General features: G+C 35.2%; 14 protein-coding genes and 1 tRNA gene. 9 read left to right on the top strand and 6 right to left on the bottom strand.

All coding sequences use genetic code 11. From position 1 onward, the window contains the following. Positions 1-35 precede the first annotated feature (35 nt). Positions 36-117: transfer RNA gene (locus AST99_RS08865), tRNA-Tyr, on the top strand. Between the two features lie 47 nt (positions 118-164). On the opposite strand, the gene AST99_RS08860 is transcribed toward AST99_RS08865, so the two are convergent. The 6 genes from AST99_RS08860 to AST99_RS08835 all read right to left on the bottom strand — a co-directional run bounded on the left by AST99_RS08860 (position 165) and on the right by AST99_RS08835 (position 6,352). Next, positions 165-620: a hypothetical protein gene (locus tag AST99_RS08860; protein WP_057781485.1), complete on the bottom strand. Its 456-nt coding sequence runs from the start codon at positions 618-620 to the stop codon at positions 165-167. A gap of 110 nt (positions 621-730) precedes the next feature. Next, positions 731-1,984, bottom strand: coding sequence for a methionine adenosyltransferase (gene metK / locus AST99_RS08855; protein ID WP_057781484.1), 1,254 nt, complete (start codon positions 1,982-1,984; stop codon positions 731-733). 239 nt (positions 1,985-2,223) lie between these two features. Beyond that, on the bottom strand, positions 2,224-3,450 hold the full coding sequence (locus tag AST99_RS08850) for an ammonium transporter (protein ID WP_057781483.1): 1,227 nt from the start codon (positions 3,448-3,450) through the stop codon (positions 2,224-2,226). A 19-nt stretch (positions 3,451-3,469) separates the two neighbouring features. Beyond that, positions 3,470-3,808, bottom strand: a complete 339-nt coding sequence (locus AST99_RS08845) for a P-II family nitrogen regulator (RefSeq protein WP_057781482.1) — start codon at positions 3,806-3,808, stop codon at positions 3,470-3,472. A 144-nt stretch (positions 3,809-3,952) separates the two neighbouring features. After that, complete coding sequence (locus tag AST99_RS08840; RefSeq protein WP_083495652.1) at positions 3,953-5,248, bottom strand: ammonium transporter; 1,296 nt, start codon at positions 5,246-5,248, stop codon at positions 3,953-3,955. Between the two features lie 81 nt (positions 5,249-5,329). Next, positions 5,330-6,352, bottom strand: coding sequence for an outer membrane beta-barrel protein (locus tag AST99_RS08835; protein WP_057781480.1), 1,023 nt, complete (start codon positions 6,350-6,352; stop codon positions 5,330-5,332). A 454-nt stretch (positions 6,353-6,806) separates the two neighbouring features. Here AST99_RS08835 and gltB point away from each other — a divergent pair, with 454 nt between their 5' ends. The 8 genes from gltB to AST99_RS08795 form a co-directional block, all read left to right on the top strand. Continuing rightward, a complete protein-coding gene (gene gltB, locus AST99_RS08830) occupies positions 6,807-11,312 on the top strand; it encodes a glutamate synthase large subunit (protein ID WP_198151445.1) in 4,506 nt (1,501 codons plus the stop codon). A gap of 5 nt (positions 11,313-11,317) precedes the next feature. Beyond that, complete coding sequence (locus tag AST99_RS08825) at positions 11,318-12,784, top strand: glutamate synthase subunit beta (RefSeq protein WP_057781478.1); 1,467 nt, start codon at positions 11,318-11,320, stop codon at positions 12,782-12,784. Between the two features lie 516 nt (positions 12,785-13,300). Then, entirely contained in the window at positions 13,301-14,986 is a 1,686-nt protein-coding gene (gene ilvD, locus AST99_RS08820) for a dihydroxy-acid dehydratase (RefSeq protein ID WP_057781477.1), read from the top strand. Positions 14,987-14,995: 9 nt separating this feature from the next. Beyond that, positions 14,996-16,729 (top strand): biosynthetic-type acetolactate synthase large subunit, encoded by a 1,734-nt coding sequence (ilvB, locus tag AST99_RS08815; RefSeq protein ID WP_057781476.1) that lies wholly within the window; start codon positions 14,996-14,998, stop codon positions 16,727-16,729. 2 nt (positions 16,730-16,731) lie between these two features. After that, positions 16,732-17,259, top strand: a complete 528-nt coding sequence (gene ilvN, locus AST99_RS08810) for an acetolactate synthase small subunit (RefSeq protein ID WP_057781475.1) — start codon at positions 16,732-16,734, stop codon at positions 17,257-17,259. Positions 17,260-17,269: 10 nt separating this feature from the next. Further along, the gene (gene ilvC / locus AST99_RS08805; protein ID WP_057781474.1) at positions 17,270-18,748 is read left to right on the top strand and encodes a ketol-acid reductoisomerase; all 1,479 of its coding nucleotides are present in this window, start codon (positions 17,270-17,272) and stop codon (positions 18,746-18,748) included. 31 nt (positions 18,749-18,779) lie between these two features. Beyond that, positions 18,780-20,045, top strand: coding sequence for a threonine ammonia-lyase IlvA (gene ilvA / locus AST99_RS08800; protein ID WP_057781473.1), 1,266 nt, complete (start codon positions 18,780-18,782; stop codon positions 20,043-20,045). Positions 20,046-20,122: 77 nt separating this feature from the next. After that, the coding region (locus AST99_RS08795) for an aldehyde dehydrogenase family protein (RefSeq protein ID WP_057781472.1) at positions 20,123-21,306 on the top strand (1,184 nt) is incomplete at its 3' end.

Raw genomic sequence — 21,306 nt, 5'->3', positions numbered from 1 at the left:
ACTTTAAAAAAAGTGATATATTTGCCACCGGTTTTGGGGAGATACTCAAGCGGCCAACGAGGGCAGACTGTAAATCTGCTGACTACGTCTTCGTAGGTTCGAATCCTACTCTCCCCACAAAAAAGCAAGCTTTTATAGCTTGCTTTTTTTATGTCTAAATATTTCTAAGGTACAAGAATGGTGTAAATATCGAATTGATCTTCTTGTGTGTATTCTACATTCTGAATTTCTACTGCTTTGTAATTTGTGAAACTGCAACAGTCTTCATTTTTACGTTCAGAATCTACATATAGATTGAATATGGTCTCGTCTTTTATTTTAACTTCTAAATTTACTGTCTCGGTTTTCCAACCGATAGAGTTGATTTGAATGATGTTGTAATTATCTTCATCTATAAATTCAAACTCAGTTTTAGCATTATTATTTAATGTATTAATGATGTTTATATCTTCAGGACTATATGTGACATTTGTGAATAGGTTTTCTCCTGAAGTTTTATCGACGAGTTCAAAAAGAAACGGCGAGGGAGGCGTAAAGCAATTATAATCTTCGCAATCGTCCGTATTACAGGAGAGAAAGGTTAGAGTTGTACATATTAATATAAAATAAATTTTTTTCATAATAGCGGTGTTTATTGTCTTTTAAAAGTAGGGAATTCATGAGAGATTTGAGAATAAAAAAAAGCCACTCTCAGTTAAGAAAGTGGCTTTATATAATAATTAAGTAGGTGTTATAAGTTAAAAGATGCTTTAACGACGTCTACATAATCTAATTTTTCCCAAGTGAATAACTCTACATCTAATGTTTTAGTTTCTCCATTTGGTTGTGTAAATGTTTTTGTAACCGTTTCAGGTTGTCTTCCCATGTGTCCGTAAGCAGCTGTTTCGCTATACATAGGCTGGCGTAATTTTAAACGATCTTCAATCTCTGAAGGACGCATGCTAAATATACTAGATACTTTTTTAGCAATTTCTCCGTCTGTCATATTAAACGGGCATGTACCATAGGTGTTAATGTAAATTCCCATAGGTTCTACAACTCCAATAGCATAAGATACTTGGACTAAAACTTCTTCACAAACACCTGCTGCAACTAAATTTTTAGCGATATGTCTTGTAGCATAAGCTGCACTACGGTCTACTTTACTTGGGTCTTTTCCTGAAAAAGCTCCACCACCATGAGCACCTTTACCACCATACGTATCTACAATAATTTTTCTACCCGTTAAACCGGTATCTCCGTGAGGTCCTCCAATAACAAATTTCCCTGTAGGGTTGATATGGTATGTAATATCATCACTAAATAAGTTTTGAATGTGTTCAGGTAATTTTGCTATGACACGTGGAATTAAGATTTTAATAATATCCTCACGAATCTGAGCTAGCATTACATCATCTGTTCCAAAATCATCATGTTGTGTAGAAATTACAATGGCATCAATACGTTGCGGCACGTTATCATCGCTATATTCTATAGTTACTTGACTTTTAGAATCTGGACGTAAATAAGTAATATCTTTATTTTCGTGTCTTAACTGAGCCAATTCTTTTAGAAGTAAATGTGATAAATCTAAAGCTAAAGGCATGTAGTTTTCAGTTTCGCTAGTCGCGTAACCAAACATCATTCCTTGGTCTCCTGCGCCTTGCTCTTCTTTAGTTTCTCTATCTACACCTCTGCTAATATCGTCTGATTGTTCATGAATTGCAGAAAATACACCACAAGAATTCCCATCGAACATATATGCGCTCTTGGTATATCCTATTTTGTTTATGGTGTCTCTTGCTATTTTCTGAACATCTAAATAGGTAGTAGATTTTACTTCTCCAGCTAGAACCACCTGCCCGGTAGTTACCAAAGTTTCGCAAGCCACTTTTGCATTTGGATCAAAAGCTAAGAAATTGTCTATTAATGCATCACTAATTTGGTCTGCAACTTTGTCTGGGTGTCCTTCGGATACACTCTCCGAGGTAAATAAATATGCCATAATCTAATTTATAATTATTAAATATGGAGGGGATTTGACGAAAACGTCTCAGGAAGTATGCACTGTCCTTTAGCATTTTTTAGTGAGGTTGCAATCAGTCAAATCTTTCCTCGTTATTATAGGGCAAAAGTACATATATTATTAGAGAATCAAAAAATAGCGCTGTTAATTAAGTCTAAAAATATAAAAGCCTTAAGATTTATAGTCTTAAGGCTTTTTAATATGAGTTAAAATGAGTTTTAATGTTCGTTCATTCTAAAGTCCGGATAAGCATCCATACCATGCTCGTGAGCATCTAAACCTTCTAATTCTTCTCTTTCAGAAACTCGGATTCCCATAGTTTTCTTAAGGATAAAGATAATAATGAATGAGCTTATAATACAGAATACTGCATAACAAGCAACACCTATTAACTGACTAACAAATTGATCCATTCCGGCTAATTCTCCGAAAAGCCCAACTGCTAAAGTTCCCCAAATACCACAAATTAAGTGTACGGCTATTGCTCCAACTGGATCGTCTAATTTTAATTTGTCAATAAAACTTACAGCAAATACTATTAATGCACCTGCAATAGCTCCAATAAGTATAGCGTCTGTAGGGCTCATTTGGTCAGCGCCAGCTGTAATTCCAACTAATCCTCCAAGAATACCATTTAAGAACATGGTTAAATCTAAGTTTTTGTATAATGCCGTAGATACTAACATACATACCACACCACCTGCAGCAGCAGCTAAACAAGTTGTAACTAATGTTAATGATGTTAATCCTGGATCTGCAGATAATACAGAACCACCATTAAATCCGAACCATCCTAACCAAAGGATTAAAACACCTGCAGTTGCTAAAGGTATATTGTGTCCTGGAATGGCTTGAGGCTTTCCGTCTTTAAATTTCCCAATACGTGGGCCTAATAAGCATACGGCTACAACAGCAGCCCAACCTCCTACAGAGTGTACAAGTGTAGATCCAGCGAAATCGTAGAATCCTAATTCATCTAAGAATCCACCTCCCCATTTCCATGAACCAGCAATTGGGTAAATAATTCCTACATAAATAATGGCGAAAATCATAAACGGTACAATTTTCATACGTTCTGCTACAGCTCCAGATACAATAGTTGCTGCAGTAGCTGCAAACATACCTTGGAATAAGAAATCTGTCCAGTATGTGTAGCCTTCGTTATAAGCTAAGTCTAAAGCGCCATCTGGAGTAAGTGGTGAATCTAACCCGAATCCTGCAAAACCGAAAAATCCATTGAATTCTCCAGGATACATTAAATTGAACCCTACTAAGCAATATAGTAAAAGACCAATGGTTACTATGAATATGTTTTTAAAAAGTATATTTAATGTGTTTTTTTGTCGTGTTAGTCCTATTTCTAAGAATGCAAAACCAAGGTGCATAAAGAATACGAGAGCTGTACAGATCATCATCCATACATTGTTAATTGTCAATAATTCCATATTTAAGTTTTTTTAGTGTTTATTTTAGTGTTTCTCCTCCTTTTTCCCCAGTTCTAATTCTGTAGCACTCTTCAACGTCTGAAACGAAAATTTTTCCGTCTCCAACATCTCCAGTTCTAGCAGCATCCATAAGTGTTTTGACTGTAATTTCTTCAAAGTCGTTATTTACTACTATAGATAAGTATCTGCGCTGAATGTCACTAGTGCTGTAACTAACACCACGATATACGTGACCTGTTTTTTCATTACCAAGTCCGGTAACATCCCAGTAAGAGAAAAAATTCACACCAATTGAATGAAGGGCTGTCTTCACTTGAGAGAATTTTGATTTTCTAATAATTGCTTCAATTTTCTTCATAATTAATTATGGTTTATCATTTTAGTTAATTTGAATTTACGAATTTTTATCTGTTTCATACAGAATCTTTATTACGTTAAAAAGATGCCATGTTGTTACATGGCATCTTTTCCTATATTTAAAATTATAAGTTTTTGATATTTGTTATTCTATATCTCTAACTCTTTTTCCGTGGTAAGCAATAGAACCGTGTTCAGAAATATCAAGACCAGCGATCTCTTCTTCTTCGGTAACTCTTAAGCCTCCACATGTTTTCTTAATAATAGTAAGGAATATGTAAGAAAGTACAAGTCCCCAAATAGCATAAGCAATTACACCTATACCTTGTGCTGCAAATTGAGCGAATCCACCACCGTTGAATAATCCAAGGCCAGTATCTCCGTCTACACCCCAAAGTCCAATAACTAAGGTTCCCCATACTCCAGCTACACCGTGTACAGAAATAGCACCTACAACATCATCAATTTTTAATTTCTTTTCAATAAAACCAATTGATAATACTACAAGTATACCACCTATTAAACCTGTTAATACAGATCCACCTTCGGTCATGTTTCCACAACCAGCAGTAATACTAACTAAACCAGCAAGAGCTCCGTTTAAAGTCATTGCTAAGTTTGGTTTTCCATTTTTAAACCAAGTAAATAATAAAGCACTAAGTGCTCCTGCTGCTGCAGCTAAATTAGTTACTAATACTACTTGTGAAGCAGCAACAGAATCGTCGCCTCCCCAAGCTAATTGAGATCCACCGTTAAAACCGAACCATCCTAACCAAAGGATAAATACACCTAAAGTGGCATACATTTGATTGTGTCCGTGCATTTCAACAGGTTTTCCATCAAGAAATTTTCCTATTCTAGGACCTACCATCCAAGCAGCAACTAAAGCAGCCCATCCACCAACAGAGTGAACAATAGAAGAACCTGCAAAGTCAATAAATTCTGCTGGCATCCATTCTGCGTTTAGCCATCCACCATTCCATTCCCATCCACCAGCAATTGGGTAGATAATAGCGGTAAGAACAATACTAAAGATTGCATAAGTAGTATATTTTGTACGACCTGCAATTGCTCCAGAAACAATAGTTGCAGCTGTTGCAGCGAATACTGTTTGGAAGAATAAATCTGCTGGACCTTGAGAGAATATAAATCCGCCCCAGTGAAAGAATCCACCGCCAGAGACATCAGCTCCGTACATTAAAGAATATCCAATAAACCAAAAGGCTAATGAACCTACAGCAATATCCAAGAAATTTTTCATGGCAATGTTTACTGCATTTTTAGAATCTGTCATTCCAGATTCAACAAGGAAAAATCCTGCTTGCATAAAGAATACTAGAATACCTGCAATAAGCATCCATAACATTCCCATGTCGTCTTTAACAGCTGCGGCTACTGCGGCAGCGTCTTGAACTACAGGAGGTGTGTTTAAAAGTAGCATCATAAATATAATTATTAAGGTTAGTAGTTAGTGAAAAATTAAGACGTGGTTGTCTCGTTATTAATATATAGGGTTTTTGTATTAGAATGCGTAGATAGCAGCTATGGTAAATGCAGCTAAATTATCTGTAGCCATTCCATCGTTGTCTAAGTAAGGTGTTGCATCAGACCAAGAATCGATTCTAAATTCTGGTTTGATAATTAAGTTTTCAATAGTATAGCTTCCTGTAAGCGTAAATGCTACTACAGTTTCATCATCTATTTCGAATTCTTCAAAATCGTCATAATATTTTCCGTAAAATTCACCTCTTAGCCCAATACTGAAAGCATCTGTAGCTGCGTATTGAGGATAGAATGCTGCGCCGTAAAATCCTGATCCGTCATTGTCGTTGTATGCTGCGTTTAAGCCTAAATAGAACGAGTCAGATAAATCGAATCCTCCAGTATAGTCTATTTCAAAACCTAAACCATCGTTGTTTCCACTATCGTAGTACAGGTTTAAGTATTGTCCTTTATATCCTAACTGAGCTCCAAAAGCATATTCTCCAGTAAGAGAAGTGTCATTTGTATCCCAAGGGTTTGTTACGGCTAACATTAAGCTAAAATCATCTGTTAAAGCAAAGTCAGCTTTTAAACCCATATGCGAGAATGGTCCGCTAGAAAATAAGTAAGATGTACTGTAGTTAAAGTTTGCAGCAGGTGCAATAACTTCGTAGCCTAAAAATGTATTCCAACGTCCAAATGTTAATGTCGTTGTTTCAGACACATTCCAGTAAACGTATGCCTGGTTAACAATACCGTCTACTATGTCGCTATTAAAAGTTGCTTCTTCACCTCTTGGTCCAACAACTAGATCAAGTACGGCTCCTGTTTTGGCACCATCGTAAGAAATAATAAGATTTCCCATTCCTAAAGCAAATCCAGATTTTTTTGCAAATGCAGTTCCGAAATATTGACCTTGATCGTCAGGTGCTGTTAAATAAGTTTGATAATATGCATCAACACTACCGCTGATACTTAGTTTTGGTTTTACTTCCATAGTGTCATCTTGGGCATAAATACCAAATGATGCAAATACTAGTGCAAGGGTAAAAAATTTCTTCATGTTTTTATATGGTTTGTTTTGTTAATAACAAATCAAATCTAAGTAAAAAGATTTTATACCCACTAAAAAACAGGGGGTTGCTGTCTATTTTTGTGATTAATTCATTTTTAACCCTAAAAAAATGAGGGTATTTTAAATAAATATTGCAAAAGCGGGGTTTTTTAGAATTAATTTTTGTCAAAATTTAAAGTAATTGTTAAATTTTATGAATAAAACGCACTTAAATTAAGCTAGTGTTAACAAGAGTTTTGTTTATTATTAAATTTGTTGCGTTTTCTTGTTTTGAAAATGGTAATGAATTCGTAAATTACATCCCTAAATAATTGTAATAAGAAAATGAAAATTAAAGTATACCTATAATGTCATAAAAATTTAATTACAATTATTACAGTAAAAAGGATACTCTTATATTAGTGCTTGCTAGTAGCAAAAATTAACTAAACAACTAATGATTATGTTGAAGAAACAAGGGCTGTATTTGCCAGAATTTGAACACGACAATTGTGGGGCGGGATTTATTTGTAGTTTAACAGGTAGTAGGTCTAACGATATTATCCACAAAGCACTCGAAATCCTAGTAAAACTGGAGCATAGAGGAGCTGTAAGTTCAGATGGGAAAACAGGAGATGGAGCTGGGATTTTAATTGATATTCCCCATGATTTTTTTGTAAAATATTGTGATTTTGAACTGCCTGCTCGTGGTGAGTATGCAGTGAGTAATATGTTCTTACCCAAAAAGCAAAACCAACGTGAATTTTGTGTAAATACTTTCGAGAAATGTATCGCAGAACAAGGGCTTAAATTAATAGGGTGGCGTAATGCTCCAGTTAACAATAATGTAATTGGTAAAATTGCAGCTGTTAGTGAACCTTTTATAAAGCAAGTTTTTATAGGGAAAAACAATCCAGATCAATCCGATTTTGAGTTTAATTTAAAGTTGTTTTCTGCAAGAAAAATTGCAGAACACGCGGTGTATAATTCAAAACTTTCAGAATCTTCTTTCTTTTACTTTCCAAGTTTATCAACAAAAACAATAATATATAAAGGGCTTTTAATGCCTGAAGATATTAAAGAGTATTATTTAGATTTATTAAACCCATTGTTAGATGCTAAACTAGCATTAGTGCATCAGCGTTTCTCAACCAATACGTTTCCAACATGGGATCTAGCACAACCATTCCGTTATATGTGTCATAATGGTGAGATTAATACGTTACGAGGAAATGTATCTCGTATGTTCTCTCGTGAAGAAATTATGGAAAGCGAATGGTTTGGTGATGATATAAAGCGCGTTATACCAACGATATTAAAAGGTAAATCGGATTCTGCTTCTATGGATATGGTAGTTGAGCTGTTATTAATGACAGGACGTTCGTTACCAGAAGTAATGATGATGTTAGTGCCAGAAGCATGGGAGAAAAATAATACTATGTCCGATGCTAAAAAAGCATTTTACGAGTTTAACTCATGTTTAATGGAACCTTGGGATGGTCCTGCGTCTATTCCGTTTACAGATGGAACTTATATTGGAGCTTTATTAGATAGAAATGGTTTGCGTCCGTCTAGATATACGGTTACAAAAGATGACTTTGTTATCATGTCTTCAGAAACTGGAGTTGTAGATATTGAGCCGGAAAACATTAAATTTCATGGGCGTTTAGAGCCAGGAAAAATGTTTTTGGTTGATATGGACGAAGGTCGTATTATAAACGATGAAGAAATTAAGGAGGAAATAGCGAATAAGCATCCTTATAGAAAGTGGTTAGATAAAAACTTAATTCACTTAAAAGATATTCCTTACGGAGAGGATCCTGTTGTGCATGAAGAAGAGGATTTAACGGTAAGGCAAAGTGTTTTTGGGTATACTCAAGAAGACTTGAATACTATTATTAAACCTATGGCGCAGGCCGGAAAAGAACCAATTGGTTCTATGGGTAGTGATACGCCAATCGCTATATTGTCTGAACGTCCGCAATTAATATACAATTACTTTAAGCAATTATTTGCACAGGTAACAAACCCACCTTTAGATGGTATTCGTGAAGAATTAATTACAGATATTAGTTTGACTTTAGGAAGTGATACTAACATCTTTGAAATTAGTGAATTCCATTGTCGTAAATTGAAAATTCAGAATCCTGTTATTTCTAAGCAAGATTTAGATAAAATTAAACATCACGATAAAAGTCCAGATTATCAAGTAACATCAATTTCAATATTATATGATGTCGATAAAGGGGTGAACGGATTAGAAGATCGATTAGAGCAGATTGTAAATACCGCAGAGAAAGCAATAGATTCTGGTACAAATATTATTATACTTTCAGATAGAAATGTAAGTAAAGTTAAAGCGCCAATTCCGGCGTTATTAGCTTGTTCTTATGTAAATCACGCTTTATATAAACGTGGTAAGCGTTCTCAAATTAGTATTATTATAGAATCTGCAGAACCACGAGAAGTGCATCATTTTGCCTTATTATTTGGTTATGGTGCAAGTGCAATTAACCCTTATATGGTTAATGAAATTGTTGGACAACAATTAGAATCTGAAGATTTAACGGGATTAGGTTTCGAAGAGGCTATTCAGAATTATAATAAAGCCGTTGGAAAAGGAATTTTAAAAGTGATGAACAAAATTGGGATTTCTACTTTAAATTCTTACCGCGGATCTCAGCTTTTCGAATGTATAGGAATCAATACCAAAGTTGTAGAAAAGTATTTTCCTACTACAGCAACTCGTATTCAAGGAATTGGATTGAATGAGATAGAAAAAGAAATTTCTAAACGTCATCAGTGCGCTTATCAAGTGAGTGAAATTGATGCTAACTTAGATTTGGAAATTGGTGGCCAGTACAGATGGAGACGTAATGGAGAGAAGCATTTGTTTAACCCATTAACCATTGCAAAACTTCAAGAGTCTGTTCGTACTAACGAAAAAACAACATATAAAGAATACGCAGATTTAGTTAATAATCAAGCTAAAGATTTAATGACCATTCGTGGTTTGTTTGAATTTACTAACTACGATCCAATTTCTATTGATGAGGTAGAGCCTTGGACAGAAATCGTAAAACGTTTTAAAACGGGAGCGATGTCTTATGGATCTATTAGTAAAGAAGCTCACGAGAATTTAGCGATTGCCATGAACCGTATTGGTGGTAAAAGTAATTCTGGAGAAGGAGGAGAAGATCAAGATCGTTTTTATAAAGATTCAGATGGAGATTGGAAAAACAGTGCAATTAAGCAAGTAGCTTCTGGTCGTTTTGGTGTAACATCAAATTATTTAACCAGTGCAAAAGAGATTCAAATTAAAATGGCACAAGGAGCTAAGCCTGGAGAAGGTGGGCAGTTACCTGGGCCAAAAGTGAATCCGTCTATTGCAAAAACACGTAATTCTACACCTTATGTAGGATTAATTTCGCCACCACCGCATCACGATATTTATTCCATTGAAGATTTATCTCAGTTAATTTACGATTTAAAATCGGCTAACCGTGAAGCGCGTATTAACGTAAAATTAGTATCAGAAGTTGGAGTTGGAACAGTAGCTGCAGGTGTTGCTAAAGCAAAAGCAGATGTTATTCTAGTTTCAGGATTTGATGGTGGAACAGGAGCATCACCACTAACATCGTTAAAGCACTGTGGTTTACCATGGGAATTAGGGATTGCAGAAGCACAACAAACTTTAGTCATGAACGATTTAAGAAATCGTATTGTATTAGAGTGTGATGGTCAGTTAAAAACAGGTCGAGATGTAGCTGTAGCATGTTTATTAGGAGCTGAAGAATTTGGTTTTGCAACAGCGCCTTTAGTAGCTTCAGGATGTATCATGATGCGTGTATGTCATTTAAATACATGTCCGGTTGGTATCGCGACTCAAAACCCAGACTTACGTAAAAAATTCAAAGGAAAACCAGAACACGTAGTGAACTATATGTATTTTGTAGCTCAAGAGTTACGAGAAATTATGGCGCAGTTAGGTTTTAGAACGATTAACGAAATGGTTGGGCAGTCTCAAAAATTAGATCGTAATCAAGCTATTGAACATTATAAAGCATCAGGAATCGATTTAACTCCAATTTTACACAGAGTTAAAACTGAATCTTATGTAAAATTATATAATACAGAAAAACAAGAACATCATATAGAAAGTCATTTAGACTTCGAGATTATCAATAAAGCGCATCCCGCATTATTCCGTAAGGAGAAAACTTATTTAGATCTTGCCATTACAAATATAGATCGTGCAGTAGGTGCGGTTGTAAGTAATGAAATTTCTAAAATTTACGGAGCTCAAGGATTGCCAGAAAACACACTTAATTTAAACTTTACAGGATCTGCAGGACAAAGTTTTGGTGCTTTTGCAACCAAAGGTTTAACCATGATTGTTAATGGAAATACTAATGACTATTTGGGGAAAGGATTATCTGGAGCAAAGGTTATCATTAAAGTGCCAGAAGCGGCAACAATTATACCTGAAGAGAATGTTATTACAGGAAACGTAACTTTATATGGTGCGACTTCTGGAGAAGTATACATAAATGGTAAAGCCGGTGAGCGTTTTTGTGTAAGAAACTCAGGAGCTCTTGCTGTTGTTGAAGGTATTGGAGATCACGGTTGTGAGTATATGACTGGTGGTATTGCTGTAGTACTTGGTGAAGTAGGAAGAAACTTTGGTGCAGGTATGAGTGGTGGTATCGCTTATGTTTTAGATGCTAAAGATACATTTAGAAACCATTGTAATTCTGAAGATCTTAACTTAGATCCAGTAATTTTAGATGAAGATATCGTACAGCTTAAAACATTAATAGAGAATCATTATAATGCTACTTTAAGTCCGTTAGCACAACGTATATTAGAAAAATGGGAAGAATACTTGCCAAAGTTTGTCAAGGTTTTACCAGAAGAATATAAGCAAGCTTTAATTAAATTAGAACAAGAAAACCTTGTAACGCAATAGATATTATGGGAAAAATAACAGGATTTTTAGAATATAAACGTGAAGACGAAGGTTACGAACCGGTAGAAGCGCGTCTTAAAGACTACAAAGAATTTACAATTCCATTATCTGAGTCTGGTATAAAAAATCAAGGCGCGCGTTGTATGGATTGCGGGATTCCATTTTGCCATAGTGGTTGTCCATTAGGGAATTTAATTCCAGATTTTAACGATAAAGTTTATAAAGGAAAGTGGAAAGAAGCGGCTGCAATCTTACACTCTACAAATAACTTTCCGGAATTTACGGGACGCCTTTGTCCGGCACCTTGCGAAGAAGCTTGTGTATTAGGTATTAATGAAGACCCTGTAAGTATTGAAAATATTGAAAAAAATATAGTCGAAACAGCCTTTAAAGAAGGTTGGGTTGTTGCGCATCCGCCAAAAGAGCGTACTGGTAAAACGGTAGCTGTTATTGGAGGTGGGCCTTCAGGTTTAGCAGCAGCACAACAATTAAATCGCGCTGGACATTTAGTTACGCTTTTTGAGAGGGACGATAAAGTTGGAGGTTTATTGCGTTACGGAATTCCAGATTTTAAATTGGATAAAAATGTTATAGATCGTCGTATTGAAGTGTTGGAAGAGGAAGGTATTATCTTTAAAACTAATGCTCATGTCGGTGTTAATTTAGATGCAGATAAGCTTAAAGAAGATTTTGACGCTGTAGTTCTTTGTGGAGGTGCTACGGTAAGACGTGGTATGCCAATTCCTGGAGCCGAATTAAATGGTGTAGTTCAGGCTATGGATTTCTTAAAACAAAATAATAAACGCGTTAGCGGCCAAACAGAATTTGATAAAGAAATTAAAGCTACTGGTAAAAATGTAATTGTTATTGGTGGTGGGGATACTGGATCAGATTGTATTGGTACTTCTAATCGTCACGGTGCAAAATCGGTTACAAATTTCGAGATTTTAGATAAACCATCAGAAGGTAGACCTGCACATCAACCATGGCCATATTGGCCAATGAAGCTACGAACAAGTTCGTCTCATAAAGAAGGAGTGGAGCGTTTCTTCAGTATTTCAACTAAAGAGTTTCTAGGTGATGAAAATGGAAATCTAAAAGGATTAGTTACTACAGAAGTAGAATGGATTTTTAAAGCTGGAGAACGTCCTCAATTAAAAGAACTTCCAGGAACAGAAAAAACTTGGGATTGCGATTTAGCATTATTAGCTTTAGGTTTTACAGGTTCAGAAAAAACCATTGCTGAACAGTTAGGTCTAGAAATGGATTTTAGAACTAATATTAAGGCAGATACGAACGATTATATGTCTAACGTACCTGGTGTTTTTGTTGCAGGAGATATGCGTCGAGGGCAATCTTTAATTGTTTGGGCAATTTCAGAAGGTAGACAAGCTGCTTATCATGTAGATACTTATTTAATGGGATCGTCAAATTTACCTCTAAAAACAGGTATTGATTTGCCAAGAGTTTAAAATCTGACTTAAAAAGTTAAATATTTGAAATTTTCATAGGTTCTTAGTTTTAGAATTAAGATATTTGAAATACATATGAAAAACAATCTAGTAAATATTATTTCTATTAGTGTCGTTGTGATTCGCTCATGAGGATAATGGAAGTGTATTTATAATGTAAAATAAAATTAAAGCCTTCCATTTCTATGGAAGGCTTTTTTTGTTTTAAAATGGGTTGTAAAATACTGTGATTTTAAGGTTTTATTTGAAACTGAACATTAAAAAAAAGATGGGATTTTAGTGTCCGATTTAGGTTTCTGCTATAATTCTAAAAAAAGTCAATTTTTTTACAACAAAAAGAAGAAATTGAACGTCATATATAAATCGATTTAAAAAGCTTTAAATCAGTATTTTATACATGTAATATGGGTAATGAGTTTAGTCTATATGTAATGGATGAAATTCGTTAAAAAATGACAAAAAATTAATTTAGTGCTCTTAAAGAATTAGAAAGAGAGCAAAAGCTTTTATAAACATATGAAAAATTTAAAAAAGTATAGTCACTCGGTCACACAAGATGCATCATTACCAGCTGCTCAAGCGATGTTGCATGCTATCGGGTTAACAGATGAAGATTTGCAAAAACCATTTATTGGTATTGCTAGTACGGGTTACGAGGGTAATCCTTGTAATATGCATCTAAATGACTTAGCGACGCATGTTAAAAAAGGAACACAAAATGCCGATATGGTCGGGTTAATTTTTAACACCATTGGTATTAGTGATGGGATTTCTAATGGTACACCGGGAATGCGTTATTCTTTAGTGTCTAGAGATATCATTGCAGACTCTATAGAAACAGTTGTAGAAGGTATGAGCTACGATGGTTTAGTGACAGTTGTGGGGTGCGATAAAAATATGCCTGGAGCTTTAATGGCACAATTAAGATTAAATAGACCATCGGTTTTAGTATACGGTGGTACGATTGCTTCTGGCTGTCATAAAGGTGAGAAGCTTGATATTATTTCAGCTTTTGAAGCTTATGGTAAAAAAGTTGCTGGAACTATAGACGATTCAGAATTTAAAGAAGTTGTTCATAAAGCGTGTCCAGGTGCAGGAGCTTGTGGTGGTATGTATACAGCAAATACTATGGCATCTGCAATAGAAGCTCTAGGAATGTCTTTGCCATTTAACTCGTCTACGCCAGCCGTTGGAGATGATAAATTAAAAGAAAAAGAATGTGTAAGAGCTGGAGAAGCTTTACGCTATTTATTAGAAAATGATATAAAACCTTCAGATATAGTAACTAAAAATGCATTAGAAAATGCGTTTAGATTAGTAACTGTTTTAGGAGGATCTACTAATGCAGTGCTTCACTTTTTAGCAATTGCTAAAGCTGCAAGAATTGATTTCACTTTAAAAGATTTCAAACGCATAAGTGATGAAACACCTTTGTTGGCAGATTTAAAGCCTAGTGGTAAATATTCTATGGAAGATTTACATGGTGTTGGGGGAATTCCTGGTGTTTTAAAATACATGTTAGAAAATAATATGCTCCATGGCGATTGTTTAACAGTAACAGGAAAAACCATTGCAGAAAATTTAAAAGATGTACCTAATTTAATCGAAGGACAAGAGATTATTAAACCACTTTCTACGCCTATTAAAGAAACTGGACATATTCGTATCCTATTCGGAAACTTAGCTACTGAGGGTGCAGTTGCCAAAATTACTGGTAAAGAAGGACTCTCCTTTAAAGGAACAGCAAATGTATTTAACAGTGAAGTTGAGGTAAACGAGGGTATAAAGAACGGTAAAGTTAAAAAGGGTGATGTTGTCATTATCCGTTATGAAGGACCAAAAGGTGCGCCTGGAATGCCAGAAATGCTGAAGCCAACCTCGTCTATTATGGGTGCAGGTTTAGGTAAAGATGTTGCTATGATTACAGACGGACGTTTCTCTGGAGGGTCTCATGGATTTGTGGTTGGACATGTTGCTCCAGAAGCTCAAGATGGAGGTAATATTGCCTTAGTTGAAAACGGTGATGTTATTTTTATTGATGCTGAAAATAATACAATTGATATTGAAATCTCTGAAGAGTTGTTAGCAAAAAGAAGAGCAAATTGGGTCGCTCCAAAATTGAAAGCAGAACGCGGAGTACTATACAAATATGCGAAAACAGTATCGTCGGCATCAAAAGGATGTGTGACGGACGAATTTTAATTTTTTACTATGAACATAGAAACAGTAAAAACAACAGAGACAGCTACAGAGAACACCGTGCGTATTTCGGGTAGCGAGGCTATTATCAAATGTTTGATAGCTGAAGGTGTTGAAACCCTTTACGGATATCCTGGAGGAGCAATCATGCCTGTTTATGATGAACTTTATAAATATAGAGATCAAATTCATCATGTTTTAACGCGTCATGAACAAGGAGCAGCACACGCTGCCCAAGGTTATGCACGTATTTCTGGAAAAGTAGGGGTCGCCATGGCAACATCTGGTCCAGGAGCAACAAACTTAATTACAGGTATTGCAGATGCTCAAATAGATTCTACACCTCTAGTCTGTGTTACAGGACAAGTCGCATCTCATCTCTTAGGGAGTGATGCATTTCAAGAAACAGATATCGTTGGTATCTCTACTCCTGTTACTAAGTGGAATGTTCAAATTACTAAAGCAGCAGATATTCCTGAAGTTATGGCTAAAGCTTTTTATATAGCTAAAAGCGGACGACCAGGACCTGTATTAGTAGATATTACTAAGGATGCTCAGTTCGAGGAATTCGATTTTAGTTATAAAAAATGTACTTCGGTACGTAGCTATAAAGCATCTTGTGTGCCGAGTAGTGTTTCAATTCAAAAAGCAGCAGACCTAATAAATAGTGCTAAAAAACCTATGATTGTATGGGGTCAAGGTGTTATTTTAGGAAAAGCAGAAGCAGAATTAAAAGCCGTAATTGAAAAAGCAGGAATACCTTCAGCTTGGACTATTTTGGGAGCTTCGGCTATTCCAACAGAACATCCTTTAAATATAGGTATGGTTGGTATGCATGGTAATTATGCACCAAATATGTTAACCAATGAGTGCGATGTCTTAATTGCTATTGGTATGCGCTTTGACGATCGTGTTACAGGTAGTTTATCTACATATGCTAAGCAAGCAAAAGTGATCCATTTTGAAATTGATCCGGCAGAGATTGATAAAAATGTAAAAACAGATGTTGCAGTACTTGGAGATTCTAAATTGAGTTTAGCAGGCTTGTTACCGCTTTTAAATGAAACTACACATGCAACATGGCATCAAAAATTTAAAGATTTATATGCTATAGAATTTGAAAAAATTATTAAAGACGATTTACACCCAACAAAAGAGGGTTTAACCATGGGGGAGGTGATCAACCAAATAAATCTGCAAACCAATGGTGATGCAGCTATCGTTTCAGATGTTGGTCAGCACCAAATGATTGCTTGTCGTTATGCAAAATTCAATAAATCTAAAAGTAATATTACTTCTGGTGGCTTAGGTACCATGGGCTTTGCTTTACCAGCTGCTATTGGAGCAAAAATGGCGGCGCCAGATCGTGATGTGGTTGCGATAATTGGTGATGGAGGGTTTCAAATGAATATTCAGGAATTGGGAACTATCTTTCAGCAAAAAGTACCAGTTAAAATTGTAGTTTTAAACAATGAATTTTTGGGAATGGTTCGTCAATGGCAACAGTTGTTTTTTGACAAACGTTATGCGTCTACCGAGATGACAAATCCAAATTTTGTAGCAATTGCAAAAGGATACTATATAGATGCTAAGAAAGTTACAAAACGTGAAGAGTTAGCTGATGCTGTAGCCGAAATGATGGCTTGCGAAGGGGCGTACTTTTTAGAAGTTTGTGTAGAGAAGGAAGATAATGTTTTTCCAATGATACCAACAGGAGCTTCAGTTTCAGAAATTAGATTAAGTTAATTATGGAAGATACTATAAACACATATACCATCTCGATTTACACCGAGAATAATATTGGTCTTTTAAATAGAATTTCGGCGATATTTCAACGCAGACATATTAATGTTGAAAGCTTAAATACTTCGATTTCAGAAATTGAAGGGGTTTCAAGATTTACAATTGTAGTAAATCTTACAGAAGAACGTATGAAAAAAATCATAGGTCAGATAGAAAAGCAAGTTGAAGTTATAAAAGCTTACTATCATACAGACGAAGAAACCATCTATCAAGAGTCTTGCATGTTCAAATTAAGGTCTGATCTTTTGTTTGAAGAACGCGAAATTCAAAATATAATTAAAGAAAGTAACGCTAGAATTGTAACGGTTAATAAAGAATTTTTTGTGCTTGAAAAATCAGGTAAAAGAAACGAAATCGAACAATTGTATCGTGAATTTAGTGCCTATGGCATTATGCAGTTTGTACGTTCAGGACGTATTGCTGTAACAAAACAAGAAATGAAAATATCACAAATGCTAGTAGCATTTAATTAATTAAAACAAAATGGCAAATTATTTTAACACCTTATCATTAAGAAACCAATTAGAGCAATTATCACAATGTCGTTTTATGGCATCTTCAGAATTTGAAGATGGTGTAACTGCATTAAAAGGTAAAAAAATCGTCATTGTAGGGTGTGGCGCACAAGGATTAAATCAAGGGTTAAACATGAGAGATTCTGGATTGGACATTTCTTATGCTTTACGTGCAGCAGCAATTAAAGAAAAACGTGCTTCTTTCGTTAATGCTTCAGAAAATAACTTTACTGTTGGAACTTACGAAGAATTAATTCCAACTGCAGACTTGGTGTTAAACTTAACTCCAGACAAGCAACATACAAATGTTGTTGAAACGATTATGCCTTTAATGAAAAAGGGAGCAACATTATCTTACTCTCATGGATTTAATATTGTTGAAGAAGGTACGCAAGTACGTGAAGATTTAACAGTAATTATGGTGGCGCCTAAATGTCCAGGAACAGAAGTTCGTGAAGAATATAAAAGAGGATTTGGTGTGCCAACTTTAATTGCTGTACACCCAGAAAACGATCCAGAAGGAAAAGGTTTGGCGCAGGCTAAAGCTTATGCAGTAGCAACAGGAGGAGATAGAGCGGGAGTTTTAATGTCATCTTTTATTGCTGAGGTTAAAAGTGATTTAATGGGGGAGCAAACTATTTTATGTGGTGCGTTACAAACAGGGTCTATTTTATGTTTCGACAAAATGGTAGAAGAAGGTATCGAGCCAGGTTATGCTGCAAAATTAATTCAATATGGTTGGGAAACTGTAACTGAAGCTTTAAAGCATGGTGGTATTACAACAATGATGGATCGCTTATCTAACCCAGCTAAAATAAAAGCTTATAAATTGTCTGAGGAATTAAAAGATATTTTACGTCCGCTTTTCGAAAAGCATATGGATGATATTATCTCTGGTCATTTCTCTAAAACAATGATGGAAGACTGGGCTAACGACGATGTTAACTTGTTAACATGGAGAGAAGCTACAGGAGAAACAGCATTTGAAAAAACGGCATTAACTTCTGATAAAATCTCTGAACAAGAATATTTCGACAATGGCGTACTTATGGTTGCTATCGTAAAATCTGGTGTAGAATTAGCTTTCGAAACTATGGTAAGTGCAGGAATTATTGAAGAATCTGCTTACTACGAGTCGCTTCATGAATTACCGTTAATTGCAAATACCATTGCAAGAAAAAAACTTTACGAAATGAACCGTGTAATTTCTGATACCGCAGAATACGGTTGTTATTTATTCGATCATGCAGCAAAACCAATGTTGGTAGATTTCATGAAAGGAATTAAAACAGATGTTATTGGTAAGCCTTACTCAACATCTAACGAGGTTGACAATATTGAATTAATTGCAGTAAATGATGCTATTAGGAATCATCCTATTGAAGCGATTGGAAAATCGTTAAGAACAGCAATGACTGCAATGAAAACAATAAAAACTGAAGCATAATTAAACGCTTCAGTGTTAGCCTAACACAATTATGCAAACTGAAAACAAAACATATTTTCCAAGTTTAAAAGCAGTACAAGCAGCAGCCGAACGTTTAAAGTCGGTTGCTGTTTTAACGCCTTTAGTTCAAAACTTACAATACTCTAAACGTTATAGTGCTAATGTTCTTTTTAAAAGAGAAGATTTACAATTGGTACGTTCTTATAAGATTCGTGGTGCATACAATAGGATGTCATCATTAACTGAAGAGCAAATGAAAAATGGTATTGTATGTGCAAGTGCAGGGAATCATGCTCAAGGTGTGGCTTTATCATGCAAATTGCTAAAGATAAAGGGGACTATTTTTATGCCTTCACCAACGCCAAATCAAAAAATTGAACAAGTAAAAATGTTTGGTGAAGAATATACTAACATTGTTTTAGTTGGCGATACTTACGACGATGCTTATCATGCATCCATGTTAGAATGCGAGCGTCTAAATAAAACGTTTATTCATCCGTTTGACGATCAAAAAGTTATTGAAGGACAAGCAACTATTGGTTTAGAAATCTTAAGTCAGATTAATGCGCCTTTAGATTATGTATTTGTTCCCGTTGGAGGCGGCGGATTAGCTTCAGGTTTATCTAGTGTGTTTAAACAATTATCACCCGATACTAAAATTATTGGTGTCGAACCAGAAGGTGCGCCTTCTATGAAAACATCGCTTAAAAATGGATATAATACAGAGTTAAAAACCATTGAAAATTTTGTTGATGGTGCTGCTGTTAAAAAGGTGGGAGATAAAACGTTTGCCATTTGTAAGCAAAATTTATCCGAAATGATTACGGTTCCAGAAGGTAAAATTTGTGAAACCATTTTGGAGTTATATAATAAAGATGCCATAGTAGTCGAGCCAGCAGGTGCATTAAGTATTGCTGCTCTGGATTTTTATGCTGAACAAATTAAAGGTAAAAATGTAGCATGTGTAATTAGCGGTAGTAATAACGATATTACGCGAACTGAAGAAATTAAAGAACGTGCTTTATTATACACTAATTTAAAACACTACTTTATTGTGAAATTCCCTCAACGTGCAGGTGCATTAAAAGAATTCGTTGCCGAAATTTTAGGGCCTAACGATGATATAACATATTTTCAATATGCTAAAAAAACCAACCGTGTAAACGGATCTGCAGTTGTAGGTATTGAATTAATATCGAGTAAGGATTTAGTGCCTTTAATAGAGAAAATGAAATCTAGAAAATTCTATGGCGATTACTTAAACGACAATCCCGATTTATTTCAGTTTTTAGTATAAGCTTAACTATTTCTAAACTACTAAAAACGATTAAAGCGGTATATTTAAGACACGAACTGTTAAAACAAAATGATATTATGCATACATCTTTTTTAGAGATACCAGAGCAATATAAAATTACAACCGAAATAAATCAAAATACCTATTTAGTAAATGGTGAGTTAAAAACATGGACAGGAGATACAGCTAATGTATATTCTTCTGTTTCTTCTACACCAGAATACAAACCAACACTGTTAGGTAAAATTCCTCAACTTGGAAAAGAAGAAGCTTTAGAAGCCTTAGATTCTGCTTGTAATGCTTACGGAAAAGGGCAAGGGGAATGGCCAAGAATGAAAGTGAAAGATCGAGTGGCTTGCATGGAGAAATTTGTAGAACAAATGAAAACCAAGCGAGAAGAGGTTGTTAAGCTTTTAATGTGGGAGATTGGTAAAAGTTTACCCGATTCTGAGAAAGAATTCGATAGAACTGTAGATTATATTTACGATACAATTGAAGAGTATAAACAATTAGATCGTGATAGTGCTAAATTTGAAAAACACGATGGTGTAAATGCACATATTAGACGTGGTTCTTTAGGTGTTGTATTATGTTTAGGGCCATATAACTATCCGTTAAACGAAACTTTTGCACTGTTAATTCCTGCTATCATAATGGGGAATACAGTTATTTTTAAGCCAGCTAAACATGGTGTGTTGTTAATGACACCCTTGTTAGAGGCTTTTCAAACTAGTTTTCCAACAGGTGTTGTAAATATTATTTACGGTCGTGGCCGTGTTGTTGCAACCCCAATTATGGAAACAGGGCGAGTAGATGTGCTTGCTTTAATAGGTAATAGTACATCTGCAAATGCACTTCAAGAGAGTCATCCAAGACAAAACAGATTGCGTTTAGTTTTAGGTTTAGAAGCTAAAAACCCAGCGATTGTATTACCAGATGCCGATTTAGATTTAACTATTGATGAATGTATTGCAGGAACACTGTCTTTTAATGGGCAACGTTGTACTGCATTAAAAGTTTTATATGTTCATGAAAATATTATTGAAGCATTTAATAAGCGTTTTTCTGATAGGGTAGATGCTCTTCCGTTTGGAAATCCTTGGGATCAAGGTGTTAAACTTACACCGCTTCCAGAACCAGGAAAACCTGCTTATATACAAGAATTAATAGATGATGCCTTAGAAAAAGGAGCTTCGATTTTAAATGAAAAAGGAGGAGAAACTACAGAGAATTATATTTTTCCCGCCGTATTATATCCAGT

The sequence above is a fragment of the Formosa algae genome, assembly GCF_001439665.1.
GTDB classification, from domain to species: domain Bacteria; phylum Bacteroidota; class Bacteroidia; order Flavobacteriales; family Flavobacteriaceae; genus Formosa; species Formosa algae.
This window is presented reverse-complemented; position numbering and strand designations above follow the sequence as displayed.

Coding starts and splice junctions, on each gene's coding strand:
- AST99_RS08860 (WP_057781485.1), bottom strand. CDS start 620: ATGAAAAAAATTTATTTTATATTAATATGTACAACTCTAACCTTTCTC.
- metK (WP_057781484.1), bottom strand. CDS start 1,984: ATGGCATATTTATTTACCTCGGAGAGTGTATCCGAAGGACACCCAGAC.
- AST99_RS08850 (WP_057781483.1), bottom strand. CDS start 3,450: ATGGAATTATTGACAATTAACAATGTATGGATGATGATCTGTACAGCT.
- AST99_RS08845 (WP_057781482.1), bottom strand. CDS start 3,808: ATGAAGAAAATTGAAGCAATTATTAGAAAATCAAAATTCTCTCAAGTG.
- AST99_RS08840 (WP_083495652.1), bottom strand. CDS start 5,248: ATGCTACTTTTAAACACACCTCCTGTAGTTCAAGACGCTGCCGCAGTA.
- AST99_RS08835 (WP_057781480.1), bottom strand. CDS start 6,352: ATGAAGAAATTTTTTACCCTTGCACTAGTATTTGCATCATTTGGTATT.
- gltB (WP_198151445.1), top strand. CDS start 6,807: ATGTTGAAGAAACAAGGGCTGTATTTGCCAGAATTTGAACACGACAAT.
- AST99_RS08825 (WP_057781478.1), top strand. CDS start 11,318: ATGGGAAAAATAACAGGATTTTTAGAATATAAACGTGAAGACGAAGGT.
- ilvD (WP_057781477.1), top strand. CDS start 13,301: ATGAAAAATTTAAAAAAGTATAGTCACTCGGTCACACAAGATGCATCA.
- ilvB (WP_057781476.1), top strand. CDS start 14,996: ATGAACATAGAAACAGTAAAAACAACAGAGACAGCTACAGAGAACACC.
- ilvN (WP_057781475.1), top strand. CDS start 16,732: ATGGAAGATACTATAAACACATATACCATCTCGATTTACACCGAGAAT.
- ilvC (WP_057781474.1), top strand. CDS start 17,270: ATGGCAAATTATTTTAACACCTTATCATTAAGAAACCAATTAGAGCAA.
- ilvA (WP_057781473.1), top strand. CDS start 18,780: ATGCAAACTGAAAACAAAACATATTTTCCAAGTTTAAAAGCAGTACAA.